10 protein-coding genes and 1 riboswitch are annotated in these 13,707 nt (G+C 73.8%); of the genes, 1 reads left to right on the forward strand and 9 read right to left on the reverse strand.

Features of this window, described 5'->3' with window-relative positions; genetic code table 11:
• Positions 1–3: 3 nt before the first annotated feature.
• From cobI to ACIQGV_RS30490, 9 genes are all read right to left on the reverse strand, one after another.
• Positions 4–735 (reverse strand): precorrin-2 C(20)-methyltransferase, encoded by a 732-nt coding sequence (cobI, locus tag ACIQGV_RS30450; protein ID WP_402500033.1) that lies wholly within the window; start codon positions 733–735, stop codon positions 4–6.
• On the reverse strand, positions 732–2,084 hold the full coding sequence (locus ACIQGV_RS30455; RefSeq protein WP_402500035.1) for a cobyrinate a,c-diamide synthase: 1,353 nt from the start codon (positions 2,082–2,084) through the stop codon (positions 732–734). The genes cobI and ACIQGV_RS30455 overlap by 4 nt, the downstream gene beginning before the upstream one ends.
• On the reverse strand, positions 2,078–2,677 hold the full coding sequence (gene cobO / locus ACIQGV_RS30460) for a cob(I)yrinic acid a,c-diamide adenosyltransferase (protein WP_402500037.1): 600 nt from the start codon (positions 2,675–2,677) through the stop codon (positions 2,078–2,080). The genes ACIQGV_RS30455 and cobO overlap by 7 nt, the downstream gene beginning before the upstream one ends.
• Positions 2,677–4,665, reverse strand: a complete 1,989-nt coding sequence (locus ACIQGV_RS30465; protein ID WP_402500039.1) for a putative cobaltochelatase — start codon at positions 4,663–4,665, stop codon at positions 2,677–2,679. The genes cobO and ACIQGV_RS30465 overlap by 1 nt, the downstream gene beginning before the upstream one ends.
• Positions 4,662–8,312, reverse strand: coding sequence for a cobaltochelatase subunit CobN (cobN, locus tag ACIQGV_RS30470; protein ID WP_402500041.1), 3,651 nt, complete (start codon positions 8,310–8,312; stop codon positions 4,662–4,664). The genes ACIQGV_RS30465 and cobN overlap by 4 nt, the downstream gene beginning before the upstream one ends.
• The gene (locus ACIQGV_RS30475) at positions 8,309–9,817 is read right to left on the reverse strand and encodes a cobyric acid synthase (protein ID WP_402500042.1); all 1,509 of its coding nucleotides are present in this window, start codon (positions 9,815–9,817) and stop codon (positions 8,309–8,311) included. Before ACIQGV_RS30475 ends, cobN begins: the two co-directional genes overlap by 4 nt.
• The gene (locus ACIQGV_RS30480; RefSeq protein WP_402500045.1) at positions 9,814–10,758 is read right to left on the reverse strand and encodes a cobalamin biosynthesis protein; all 945 of its coding nucleotides are present in this window, start codon (positions 10,756–10,758) and stop codon (positions 9,814–9,816) included. Before ACIQGV_RS30480 ends, ACIQGV_RS30475 begins: the two co-directional genes overlap by 4 nt.
• 121 nt (positions 10,759–10,879) lie before the next feature.
• Positions 10,880–10,953: riboswitch (cobalamin riboswitch) on the reverse strand.
• Between the two features lie 292 nt (positions 10,954–11,245).
• A complete protein-coding gene (locus tag ACIQGV_RS30485; RefSeq protein WP_402500047.1) occupies positions 11,246–11,467 on the reverse strand; it encodes a hypothetical protein in 222 nt (73 codons plus the stop codon).
• Positions 11,468–11,501: 34 nt separating this feature from the next.
• The gene (locus tag ACIQGV_RS30490) at positions 11,502–12,749 is read right to left on the reverse strand and encodes an anion permease (RefSeq protein WP_402500049.1); all 1,248 of its coding nucleotides are present in this window, start codon (positions 12,747–12,749) and stop codon (positions 11,502–11,504) included.
• A 254-nt stretch (positions 12,750–13,003) separates the two neighbouring features.
• On the opposite strand from ACIQGV_RS30490, the gene ACIQGV_RS30495 reads away from it, so the two are divergent.
• Complete coding sequence (locus ACIQGV_RS30495; protein WP_402500051.1) at positions 13,004–13,663, forward strand: class II aldolase/adducin family protein; 660 nt, start codon at positions 13,004–13,006, stop codon at positions 13,661–13,663.
• Positions 13,664–13,707 lie beyond the last annotated feature (44 nt).

Genomic DNA, 13,707 nt, shown 5'->3' on the forward strand with positions numbered 1-13,707 from the left:
GTGTCACAGCTTGCCGCCCCGGCCGCCCTCGCGCCGCGCGGGCGCGATCAGCGTCGACAGATAGGGGAGGGGCTCCTCCCCGAGCCCGGCGGCCGGCCGGATCGTCTCCTCGGGCAGCCCGAGCGAGGCACCCCACACGGCGTCCTCGATCCGGCCGCTCTCCCGCAGCGCCTCGGCGACCTCCGCGGCCTGCCGCCCGAACTTGTACGCCACCACCGTGCCGGGCCCGGCGAGGGCCTCCTTCAGCACGGCCGCCCCCGCGGTCACCGGCACCAGCGTCAGCGGCTCGGTGCCCTCCGTCAGCACGGCACCCGAGCGGGAGGCCAGGTCCTGCATCGCGGTGATACCGGGAACCGTCTCCACCACCACACCGGGCACGAGCGTGCCGATGGTCTGCGCGAGATAGGTGAACGTCGAGTACACGTTCGGGTCCCCGATGGTGGCGAACGCGACGCTCCCACGGGTCCGCAGCAGCTCGGCGACCTCGGCGCCGGCCGCGTCCCAGGCGCTCTCCCGGCGAGCCCGGTCGGTCCGCTCGTTCAGCGCGAACACGATCCGGACGACCTTCTCCGCGGGCACGTAGTGCAGCACCGTCGCCTCGGCCCGGCCGCGCTCGCCGGTGTCCATCACCGGCACGACGACCACCTCGGCGTCCCGCAGCACGTTGACGCCCTTGACCGTCACCAGCTCCGGGTCGCCCGGGCCCACCCCGACTCCGATCAGCCTGCTGCTCATGACGTCCGGCACCTCTCCACGAACCGACGGGCGACACCGGGCTCGGCCGCCCAGTGCGTGTGCAGATAACTCGCGTGCACACCTTGTTGTACGAAACCTTCGACGCGCCGTTGAGGGGCGCGCACCCCCCAGGCCGGAGCCGCCCCGGCGCCCGGCTCGACGACCGTGCGATGGAACTCGTGCCCCCGCATCCGGGTCCCGGCCGCCGCGAGCACGCTGCCGGACACGGCGACGGCGTCCCGGTAGCCCAGCGTCAGCCGCTCGGACATCCGGGCCGTGGCGTCCAGCACCCCGCACAGGGGCCGCCCGTCCAGCTCCCGGCACAGATAGAGCAGCCCGGCGCACTCGGCGGCCACCGGCGCCCCGCCGAGAGCGAGTTCGGCGACGGCCTTGCGCAGCGGCTCGTTGGCGGACAGCTCGGCGGCGTACACCTCGGGGAACCCGCCGCCGATCACTAGCCCGCGGGTCCCTTCCGGGAGCTCCTCGTCCCGCAGCGGGTCGAACGTGACGACCTCCGCCCCGGCGGCGGCGAGCAGTTCGGTGTGCTCGGCGTAGGAGAAGGTGAAGGCGGCACCACCGGCTACGGCGACCACCGGACGCACCTCGTCCGCCGCGGCGGAAGGCGCCCGCCACGCCTCGTCCGGCAGCGCCCCCGCCCCCCGGGCCAGCGCCAGCAGCCCCTCCAGATCGCATCCCGCGGACACCTGCGCGGCCATCGCCGCCACGGCCTCCACGGCGGCGGCCCTCCGCTCGGCGACCGGCACCAGACCCAGATGCCGGGACGGTGTGTCCACCTGCGGGGCCCGCCTCAGCACCCCGAACACCGGCACCCCGACGGAGTCCAGCGCCTCCCGCAGCAGCTCCTCGTGGCGGTCGGAGCCGACCTTGTTCAGGATCACGCCCGCCACCCGCACCCCGGGGTCCCAGGACGCGAACCCGTGCACCAGCGCGGCCACGGACCGCGACTGCGACGACGCGTCCACGACGAGCACGACCGGCGCCCGCAGCAGCTTGGCGACGTGCGCGGTGGAGGCCAGTTCACCCTCCCCGGCGGCCCCGTCGAACATCCCCATCACGCCCTCGACCACGGCGAGGTCGCACCCCCGCGACCCGTGCAGGAACAGCGGAGCCATCAGCTCCGGCCCGCACAGGTACGCGTCGAGGTTGCGCCCCGCACGCCCGGTGGCGAGCGCGTGATACCCGGGATCGATGTAGTCCGGCCCCACCTTGTGCGGGGACACGCCGAGCCCCCGCGCGGCGAACGCGGCCATCAGCCCCGTGGCGACGGTGGTCTTGCCGCTGCCGGACGACGGCGCGGCGACGACCAGCCGGGGGACGGACGTCACCACTCGATGCCCCTCTGGCCCTTCTGGCCGGTGTCCATCGGGTGCTTGACCTTCGACATGTCGGTCACCAGATCGGCGAACTCCACCAGCTTCTCCGGCGCGTTCCGCCCGGTGATCACCACGTGCTGGGTGCCGGGACGGCTGCGCAGCACGTCGACGACCTCGTCCGTGTCGACCCAGCCCCAGTGCATCGGGTACGCGAACTCGTCGAGGACGTACAGCCTGTAGGTCTCCGCGGCCAGGTCCCGCTTGACCTGCTCCCAGCCCTCGCGGGCCTTCTCCTCGTTGTCCATCTGCGCGTCGCGCTGCACCCAGGACCAGCCCTCGCCCATCTTGTGCCAGTCGACGGTCCCGCCCTCGCCGGAGGCGCCGAGCACCCGCAGCGCGTTCTCCTCGCCGACCTTCCACTTCGCCGACTTGACGAACTGGAACACCCCGATCGGCCAGCCCTGGTTCCACGCCCGCAGAGCCAGCCCGAACGCGGCGGTCGACTTGCCCTTGCCGACGCCCGTGTGCACGACGACCAGCGGCCGGTTGCGCCGCTGACGTGTCGTCAGCCCGTCGTCCGGGATCACACTCGGCTGTCCCTGAGGCATTACGCGGCCCTCCTCTGTACGTCCTTCACCAGTCCGGCGATGCTGTCCGCCCGCAGCTCCTCCAGCGTCACCGCCGTGCCGCCCAGCTCGCCCGCGAGCTTCCCTGCGAGCCCCAGCCGCACCGGCCCGGACTCGCAGTCCACGACGACCGAGGCCACCTCGTCGGCCGCGAACAGCCCGGCCGCCTTCGAGGCGAGCGACAGCGGCTCCGGCCCGCCCGTGGCCCGCCCGTCGGTCACCACGACCACCAGCGCCCGCCGCGCCGCGTCCCGCAGCCGCTCCACCCGCAGCACCTCGTGCGCCTTCAGCAGCCCGGCCGCCAGCGGTGTACGCCCGCCGGTCGGCAGCGACTCCAGCCGAGCGGCCGCCGCGTCCACGGACGAGGTCGGCGGCAGCGCCACCTCCGCGGCCGAACCCCGGAAGGTCACCAGCCCCACCTTGTCCCGCCGCTGGTAGGCGTCGAGCAGCAGCGACAGCACGGCGCCCTTCACCGCGCCCATCCGCTGCCGGGCCGCCATGGACCCGGAGGCGTCGACCACGAAAAGGACGAGATTGCCCTCGCGTCCCTCACGGACCGCCTGCCGCAGATCGTCCCGCCGCACGACCAGCCCCGGCCCGGACCGCCCGCGCGCCCGCTGGTGCGGGGCCGCCGCCTGCACGGTCGCCGCGAGATGCAGCTTCGTCAGCGTGCCCCGGGGGCGCCGGGCGCCCGTCGTCCGCCCCTGCTCGGTACGCGCCCGGGACCGCCGCCCGGCGGCACCCTCGCCGATCCCGGGCACGCTCAGCACCCTGGTCCGGAACGGCTCGGCGGCCCGTACGGGCGACTGCTCGCCGGCGCCCGAAGCCTGCGGCTCGCCGCCCTCCCCGGCCTCCGGCCGCGCGGCGGTGTCCCCGCCCTGCGGCCCGGACTCCGGGGACGGCTGCCCGCCGCCCCCGCCACCGGGGCCGCCGGGATCGGGGTCCTCGTCGGGAGACTCGCCGGAGAACTCCTCCAGCGTCTCGTCGAGCTTGTCCTCGTCCAGCCCCGGCGCGTCGAACGGATTACGGCGCCTGCGGTGCGGCAGCGCGAGCAGCGCGGCCTGCCGCACGTCCTCCGCCAGCACGTCGGTGCGCCCGGCCCACGCCGCCAGCGCGGTCGCGGTGCGCGCCATCACGATGTCGGCCCGCATGCCGTCCACCTCGAACGCCGCGCACGTCGCAGCGATCTGCCGCAGCGCGCCGTCGCCCAGCCGCACCTGCGGCAGCAGCTCCCGCGCCGCGACGATCCGCTGCCGTACGGCGGCCTCCTCGCCGGCCCAGCGCACCGCGAAACCGGCCGGGTCGTCGTCGTACGCCAGCCGCCGCCGGACGACCTCCACCCGCTGGTCGGGCTCCCGCGAGGCGGCCACCTCGACGGTGAGGCCGAACCGGTCCAGCAGCTGCGGCCGCAGCTCGCCCTCCTCGGGGTTCATCGTGCCGACCAGCAGGAACCGGGCCGCGTGCCGCACGGAGACGCCCTCGCGCTCGACGTACGAGGCGCCCATCGCGGCCGCGTCCAGCAGCAGGTCGACCAGATGGTCGTGCAGCAGGTTGACCTCGTCGACGTAGAGGATCCCGCGGTGCGCCTGCGCCAGGAGGCCGGGCTCGAAACTCTTCACGCCCTCGGCCAGGGCGCGTTCGATGTCGAGCGAGCCCACCAGCCGGTCCTCGGAGGCGCCGACGGGCAGCTCGACCATCCGCGCGGGCCGCCCGGTGCCGCTGCCCGCCTCGTGAGGCCCGTCCGGGCAGGAGGCGTCCGGGTTCGCCGGATCGCAGGAGAACCGGCACCCCGGCACGACCGGCACCTCGGGCAGCAGCGCCGAAAGGGCCCTCACGGCCGTGCTCTTGGCGGTGCCCTTCTCGCCGCGCACCAGCACCCCGCCGACCGCCGGCGACACGGCGTTCAGCAGCAGCGCGAGCCGCAGATCGTCCTGGCCGACGACGGCCGTGAAAGGGAAGGGAGTCGTCACTGGTCGCCCTCCAGGTCGCCTTCCAGCTCCAGGTACGTGGCCCGCAGCCGCTCCAGGGTGTCCGCGTCCGGCTCCGCCCACAGACCGCGCTCGGCGGCCTCCAGCAGTCGCTCCGTGACGCCGCGAAGCGCCCAGGGGTTGGACTGCCGCATGAACTCCTGGTTCTCGGGCGAGAACACGTACTCGGACGCCAGCTTCTCGTACATCCAGTCGTCCACGACCCCGGCCGTGGCGTCGTAGCCGAACAGGTAGTCCACGGTCGCCGCCATCTCGAAGGCGCCCTTGTAGCCGTGCCGCCGCATGGCGGCCATCCACCGCGGGTTGACCACCCGGGCGCGGAACACGCGGTGGGTCTCCTCGCCCAGCGTGCGGGTCCTCACCTGGTCCGGGACGGCCGAGTCGCCCACGTACGCCTCGGGGTTGGCGCCCGTGAGGTGGCGGACCATGGCGACCATGCCGCCGTGGTACTGGAAGTAGTCGTCCGCGTCGACGAGGTCGTGCTCGCGCGTGTCCACGTTCTTCGCGGCCACCGCGATCCGCCGGAACGCCGTCTCCATGTCGCCGCGCGCCGCCCGGCCGTCGAGGCCGCGCCCGTAGGCGTAGCCGCCCCACACGGCGTACACCTCGGCGAGGTCGGCGTCCGAGCGCCAGTTGCGGGCGTCGATCAGCGGCAGCAGACCGGCCCCGTACGCGCCCGGCTTGGAGCCGAAGACACGGGCCGTCGCGCGGCGGCGGTCGCCGTGCTCGGCCGTGTCCTCGTCGGCGTGGGCCTTCACGAAGTTCGCGTCGGCGGGCTCGTCCAGCTCGGCCACCGCCCGCACCGCGTCGTCGATCAGGGCGACGACGTGCGGGAAGGCGTCCCGGAAGAAGCCGGAGATGCGGACCGTGACGTCGATGCGGGGCCGGCCCAGCTCGGCCGGGGGGACGATCTCGAAGCCCGTCACCCGGCGCGAGGCGTCGTCCCACACCGGGCGGCAGCCCAGCAGCGCCAGGATCTCGGCGATGTCGTCGCCCTGGGTGCGCATCGCGGACGTGCCCCAGACCGTCAGGCCGACGGACTTCGGGTACTCCCCGTTGTCCGCCAGGTACCGCTGCACCAGCGAGTCCGCCAGCGACTGCCCGACCTCCCAGCTCAGCCGCGAGGGAATGGCCTTGGGGTCGACGGAGTAGAAGTTGCGGCCGGTCGGCAGGACGTTGACCAGACCGCGCGTGGGGGAGCCGGACGGGCCCGCGGGGACGTAACCGCCGTCCAGGGCCTTCAGGATGTGCCCGATCTCGTCCGTGGTGCGGGCGAGCCGCGGCACGACCTCGGTGCTCGCGAACTCCAGCACCGCGACGGCGTCGGGGAGTTCGGTGCCGAGCACCTCCCGCACCAGCTCCGGTCCGGCCGCGGCGGCCCAGTCCCGGGTCTCCATGCCCTCGGCGATCCGCCGGCACAGCTGCTCCAGCAGGTCGATCGCGTCGGAGGCGGTCCGCGCCGGGCCGTCCACCAGGTCCGTCAGCTCCACCGGCACCTTCACCGGGGCGCCCGGCTCGGCCAGCAGCTCCTTCTCGGCCAGCCCGAAGTGGGCGGCCAGCGAGGCCCGCAGACCCGGCAGCGCGTTCGCCCTGCCGCCCCACACCTGCGAGGCCCGCAGCACGGCCAGCACGAGGTTCACCCGTGCCTCGCCGACCGGGCCGCCGCCCAGGATGTGCAGACCGTCGCGGATCTGGACGTCCTTGATCTCGCAGAGGTAGCCGTCGATGTGCATGACGAACTCGTCGAAGCCGTCCTCGTCCGGCTGCTCGTCGACATGCAGGTCGTGGTGCAGCTCGGCCGCCTTCACCAGCGTCCAGATCTGCGCCCGCACGGCCGGGGCCTTCGTCGGGTCGAGATCGCTGACCAGGGCGTACTCGTCGAGCAGTTGCTCCAGCTTGGCCAGGTCGCCGTAGGTGTCGGCACGCGCCATCGGCGGCACCAGATGGTCGACGACCGTGGCGTGGCCGCGCCGCTTGGCCTGCGTGCCCTCGCCCGGGTCGTTGACGATGAACGGGTAGACCAGCGGCAGGTCGCCGAGGACCGCGTCCGGGGCGCAGCCGCCGGAGAGCCCCAGGCCCTTGCCCGGCAGCCACTCCATCGTGCCGTGCTTGCCCATGTGCACGATCGCGTCGGCGCCGAAGCTGTTGTCCAGCCAGCGGTAGGCCGCCATGTAGTGGTGCGACGGCGGCATGTCCGGGTCGTGGTAGATCGCGATCGGGTTCTCGCCGAAGCCGCGGGGAGGCTGGATCATCACGACGACGTTCCCGAACCGCAGGGACGCCAGCACGATGTCGTCCCCGTCGACGTACAGCGAGCCCGGCGGCTCCCCCCACGCCTGGAGCATGGCGTCCCGCAGCGCCGGGTCCAGCTTCTCGAACCACGCCCGGTAGTCCGCGAGCGGGACCCGCGCGGGCGCGGCCGACAGCTGCTCCTCGGTCAGCCACTCCACGTCGTGGCCGCCGGCCTCGATGAGCCGGTGGATCAGCTCGTCGCCGTTGTCGGGGTACTCGGTGAGGCCGTACCCGGCGTCCCGGAGGGCGTCCAGCACCCGCACCGCCGACGCGGGCGTGTCCAGGCCGACCGCGTTGCCGACACGCGAGTGCTTGGTCGGGTAGGCGGTGAAGACCAGCGCGATCCGCTTGTCCCCGTTCGGCTTGTGGCCCAGCCGCGCGTGCCGTACGGCGATCCCGGCGACGCGCGCGGCCCGCTCGGGGTCGGCGACGTAGACCGGGACGTCGTCCGGACCCTGCTCCTTGAAGGAGAACGGCACGGTGATCAGCCGTCCGTCGAACTCCGGGATCGCCACCTGCATCGCCGCGTCCATGGGGGACAGCGCGGCGTCGGAGTCGTCCCACGCGGCCCGCGAGGAGGTCAGACAGAGCCCTTGCAGCACGGGCACGTCCAGGTCCGCGAGCGCGCCGATGTCCCACGCCTCCTCGTCGCCGCCGGCCGATGCCTGCGAGGCGTGCGTGCCGCCCGCGGCGAGGACGGTGGCCACGAGCGCGTCGGTGCGCGCGAGGATCTCGTACAGAGCCGGGTCGGCGCCGCGCAGCGAACCGCAGTACACGGGAAGGGCGTTGGCGCCCAGCGCCTCGACCGCGTCGCAGAGGGTGTCCACGAAGGCGGTGTTCCCGCTGAGCTCGTGGGCGCGGTAGAAGAGCACGCCGACGGTCGGGCGGCCCTCCTCGAAGGCGCGCTCGCCGTGGACGCCGTACTCCGGCATCTTCTGCGGCTCGACGAAGCCCTCGCCGGTCAGCAGCACCGTGTCGGACAGGAACCGCGCCAGCTCGGTGAGGTTGGCGGGCCCGCCCTCGACCAGGTACCGCAGCGCCTCCGCCACGACACCGGCGGGCGCGGTCGACTCGGCCATCAGCTCCGCGTCCGGCACGGCCTCGCCGCCCAGCAGCACGGTCGGCACGCCGGAGGCCCGCAGCGCGGCCAGCCCGTCCTCCCAGGCGCGCTTGCCGCCGAGCAGCCGTACGACGGCGATGTCCGCCCCGTCGAGCAGCGCGGGCAGCTCCGCGGCGACGTCGACCCGGGTGGGGTTGCCGATGCGGTAGGACGCGCCGGAGGCACGGGCCGCCAGCAGATCGGTGTCGGCGGTCGACAACAACAACACTGTGCTCATGCGGGCGCTCCCGGTGGAATGAAAGGCAGTCCTTGCGGCGCGCCGGACTCGATGAGCCGCCACAGCGCGTCCGTGTCCGCGTGCTGTTCGATGAGGTCGCCGAGCCGGTCGAGCTGCTCCTCGCGCAGCGCGGCGAAGGAGGTGTCGGGCGCGGGGACGAAGCGGCGGCCCGCGGCGGCGGCGACCTCGCGCAGGAAAGCGCGCCGGAAGCCGTCCGACTCCAGGGAGCCGTGCCAGTGGGTGCCCCAGGTCTGGCCGGCCCGGCAGCCGTCCAGGAAGGGTTCGCCGCCCTCGACGGTCGCGACCCCGTGGTGGATCTCGTAGCCCTCGACGTGTTCGCCGAGCGCCTCGCCGACGGGCCGGGTCAGGGTCTTCTCGCGGGCGAACCGCACCCGCACGGGCAGGACGCCGAGCCCCTCGACATGCCCCTCGCGGCTCTCGACGTCGTCCTCGATGTGCTCGCCGAGGATCTGGAAGCCGCCGCAGACGCCGAGGACGGGCCGGCCCTCGGAGGCCCTTGCGACGAGGGCGTCGGCGAGGCCGCGCTCACGCAGCCACCGCAGGGCCCTGACCGTGCCCCGGGTGCCGGGGACGATCACGAGATCCGCGTCGGCCAGTTCCTCGGGCCGGTCCACGAACCGCACCACGACGCCGGGTTCGGCGGCGAGCGCGTCCACGTCCGTGAAGTTGGACATCAGCGGGATCGCGCACACGGCGACCCGCAGCACGTCCTGACCGACGGGCGCGGCCACGTGCGACTCCCGGACGGCTCCCCGCAGGGAGACCCGCAGTCCGTCCTCCTCGTCGATGCCGAGCCCGTGCCGGAACGGCAGCACGCCGTACGTCCGCCGCCCGGTGAGGCCGTGCAGCATGTCGATCCCGGGCTCCAGCAGCGACACGTCCCCGCGGAACTTGTTGACGAGGAACCCGGCCACGAGTTCCTGGTCCTCGGGTGACAGCAGCGCCACCGTCCCGAAGAAGGACGCGAAGACGCCGCCGCGGTCGATGTCGCCGACGACGAGGACGGGGAGGCGCGCACCCCGCGCGATCCCCATGTTCACGATGTCGGTCCGGCGCAGATTGATCTCGGCCGGACTGCCCGCCCCCTCGCAGATCACCGCGTCATACGTGCCCCGCAACTCGGCCAGGCAGTCCAGCACGGTCCCGAGCAACTGCTGCTGGCGGCCGCCGTGGTAGCCGCGGGCGCTCATCTCGCCGACCGGCTTGCCCATCAGCACCACCTGGCTGCTCTGCTCGCCGCCCGGCTTGAGCAGCACGGGGTTCATCAGTGCGGTCGGCTCGACCCGGCATGCCTGCGCCTGCATCGCCTGCGCCCGGCCGATCTCCGCGCCCTCCCGGGTCACGAACGAGTTGAGCGACATGTTCTGCGCCTTGAACGGCGCCACCTTCACGCCCTGACGCACCAGCCACCGGCAGATCCCGGCGGTGACCACGCTCTTGCCCGCGTCGGACGTGGTGCCCGCGACGAGGAGTCCCCCGCTCATCTCTTCCGTCCCTTCACCACCAGGCGCGCGGCGACTCCCACGCCGAGCGCGAGCCAGCCGACCCGGCGGGACAGCCGTACCGCCCGGTCGATGTCGGTCACGGCGACGGCCCGTCCCGTCGCCCCGTTCAGCACGGGCCGGTGCTCGACCCGGCCGCCGTAGGAGAGCGTTCCGCCCAGCCGCACCCCGAGGGCACCCGCGAAGGACGCCTCCACGGGACCGGCGTTGGGGCTCGGGTGCTTCGCCGCGTCGGCCCGCCAGGCACGTACCGCGCCGCGCGGATCCGGTCCCGCGGCGGCGGCGAGCGCGGCGGTCAGCCGGGCGCCCGGCCAGCCCGCGAGGTCGTCCAGCCGGGCGGAGGCCCAGCCGTAGCGCCGGTAGCGGGGGGACTTGTGGCCGACCATCGCGTCGAGCGTGTTCACCGCGCGGAAGCCGAGCAGTCCCGGCACTCCGCCGAGGGCGCCCCACACCAGCGCGCCGACGACCGCGTCGGAGGTGTTCTCGGCGACCGACTCGACCACGGCCCGGGCGATCCCGTCGGCGTCCAGCGTCTGCGGGTCGCGGCCGCAGAGATGGGGCAGCCGGGCGCGAGCGGCCGCCACGTCACCGGCTTCCAGCGCCCGGCCGACGGCGCGGGCCTCGCGGGCCAGGGAGGTGCCGCCGACGACGGCCCAGGTGGCGGCGGCGGTCAGGGCGACGGAGGCGGCGGGGGAGCGGCGCACGGCACGGGTGGCCACGGCGCCCAGGGCCGCCGAGCCGCCCACGCACACGGCCGTGTGCAGGGTGCCCCAGCCGCGGTGGTCGCGCCACAGCAGCCGCTCCACGGCACCGGCGGCACGGCCGAACGCGGCGACGGGGTGTCCGCGGCGCGGATCGCCGAGGAGGAGGTCACCGAGGAGGCCGGCGGCGGCGCCGTACGCGAACTCGCGATCGGCACGCATCGGGCTCAGCCCGTCGTGGAGTCGGGCAGGGCAGGGGTGGTGAACCGTGATCGGCAGCCGCGCATGGCGATATGTCCTCACTCAGGGTGTCCGCGCCCTGGTTCGACGAGTCCGGCGGTGAGAGTTCCTGGCTCCCGGGGATGGCTACCCCGGTGACAGTGGCGGGACCGCGCCGGATTCGCACCGGCTTCCTCTCCTGCCGCCGTATTGGCTCCGGCAGTCCACCACGCCCGCGAACGGCCGTCAACTCGCCGTTGACCTGCGGGGCAGGAGTGTGCCGAGGCCCACACCGCTGCTGTGCCGGGCCGTGCGCGCGGCCCGGCTCCGGGTGAAATGCCCTCTGCCGGGCGGCATTCCCGGAAACGCCGTCCGTGACGCCCCGTCATGACCGCCTGGGGCACGGAACCCTCGCACGAGGAGGGGGCCGTCACGGACTCTCCTCGTCCGTGACGGCCCCCTCCCGGAGCCTGGCGTCAGACGCCGGGTCTCACGCCATGATCAGGTAGATGCCGTAGCCGACGGCCGCCGCGCACGCCGCGAAGGCCGCGTACGCGCCGGTGACCGCGAGGGCCGCGGAGCCGCCCTGGGCCTGGGCCCGCTCCTGGCGGGACAGGCCGACGATGCCGAGGGTGAACAGGCCCACGAGGGCCACCGTGACCACGAGGCTGACGCCGAAGACGGAGCCGAGGGCCGCCCAGTCGATCTTCATGCTGCTGTTTCCTTAGAACCTGGGTGCGGGGGTCTCAGACCGCGGCCTTGGGGGCGGCCGGGTCGGCGGTGCCGGTGGGCGCGTGGATGGTGGCCGACAGCTCCTCGACCATGGCGTCCGTGGGAGGCGGGGTGACGACCGCGATCGCGGTGGTGACCACGCCGGGCGGCTCCTCGTCGATGTGGTCGTCCACGACGTTGGTGTGGTCGACGACCTCGCGGCGGGAGATCTTCCAGATGGCGGCGCTGGAGGCGACCAGGAAGACGGCCACGAGCGCGGTGCCCCATGAACCGAAGCCGGTGACCCACTCGGCGAGCGCGCCGACGAGCGCGGCGGCCGGCAGGGTCAGACCCCAGGCGACGAACATCCGGGTCGCCGTGGACCAGCGGACCACACCGCCCTTGCGGCCGAGGCCGGCGCCCATCACGGAGCCGGAGACCGAGTGCGTGGTGGAGAGGGAGAAGCCCAGGTGGGAGGAGGCCAGGATGACCGTCGCGGCGCTGGTCTGGGCGGCGAAGCCCTGCTGCGGCTGGAGGTCGGTCAGGCCCTTGCCCATGGTGCGGATGATGCGCCAGCCGCCCAGATAGGTGCCGAGGGCGATGGCCAGGCCCGCCGAGAGGATGACCCACAGGGGCGGGTCGGAGTCGGGGGCGAGGGAGCCGCCGGCGATCAGGGCGAGGGTGATGATGCCCATCGTCTTCTGGGCGTCGTTCGTGCCGTGGGCCAGCGAGACCAGACCGGCGGAGGCGATCTGACCGGTGCGGTAGCCCTTCGCCGATGCCTTGCCGTCGGCCTTCTTGCCCAGGGTGTAGGTCAGGCGCGTCGCGAACATCGCCGCGAGGCCCGCGACCAGCGGGGCGGCGATCGCCGGCAGCAGCACCTTGGTGACCAGCACGTCGCCGTGCACGGCGCCGAAGCCCGCCGAGGCGACGGTGGCGCCGATGAGGCCGCCCATCAGGGCGTGCGACGAGGAGGACGGAAGCCCGACGAGCCATGTCAGGAGGTTCCAGAGGATCGCGCCGACCAGGGCGGCGAAGATCACCTCGGGGCGGATGCCTGATTCGTCGACCAGACCCTTGGAGATCGTGTTGGCGACCTCGACGGAGAGGAAAGCACCCACAAGGTTGAGGACGGCGGACATGGCCACCGCGACCTTGGGCTTGAGCGCACCGGTCGAGATGGTGGTGGCCATCGCGTTGGCGGTGTCGTGAAAACCGTTCGTGAAATCGAACGCGAGTGCGGTTACCACCACAATCGCGAGGATCAGTGAGAGGTTTTCCATGGGGACCCAGGCAATCGTTCGAAGGTCATTGGCTGGTCGAACGTAGGTAACCCAGGTGAACGCCAGGTGAACTGGGCAGGGCATCAGGGTGTCGGTAAAAGGGGGTCGGCACTCCCTGCCCGCCCGCCACGCCTGTATCCAGGCCCCGGCAACCCCTCGCGCGCTCCTTCATCCGAACCGGCGACCCGCGAAAGAGATCCTGGTCACCCGGAAGAGTCCTGCGCCCCGAAGGCGCCGCCTGGCAGGATCACGGCATGAGCGCAGAGCTCCCCGACCTGGCCGCGGCCTGGACCGACCTGGTGGCCACGGCCCGCCGCACCGCCGCCGACGGCCTCGTCGTCGGCACCTCCGGCAACGTCTCCGTCCGCGTCGGCGACACCGTCCTCGTCACGCCGTCCGGTGTGCCCTACGACCGGCTCACCCCCGACGACATCACCGGCGTCGACCTCGCGGGCCGCCAGGTGCTCGGCACCCTCGTCCCCACCAGCGAGCTGCCCATGCACATGGCCGTGTACGGCACCACCGACGCCCGCGCCGTCGTGCACACCCACGCCGTCCACGCGACCGCCGTCTCCACCCTCGTCCCCGAGCTGCCGCTGATCCACTACATGGCCGCGGCCCTCGGCGGACCCGTCCGGGTCGCCCCGTACGCGGCCTACGGCACGGACGAGCTGGCCGGGAACATGCTCCGGGCCCTCACCGGCCGCACCGCCTGCCTCCTCCAGAACCACGGCACCGTCGCCCACGGCGCGACCCTCGGCCAGGCGTACGACCGCACGGCCCAGCTCGAATGGATGTGCCGCCTCTGGCTGACCGCCGCGTCGGTCCCGGGCCGGACCCCCACCCTTCTCACCCCGGCCCAGCTGGCAGAGGTGCAGGACAGGCTCCAGGGCTACGGCCAGCCCGCCCCCTGACGCCCGGGCCGGCAGGGGCGGCCGGGCGCGAGCGGCGGCACCGA

This window comes from Streptomyces sp. NPDC093094 (assembly GCF_044754345.1).
GTDB lineage: Bacteria > Actinomycetota > Actinomycetes > Streptomycetales > Streptomycetaceae > Streptomyces.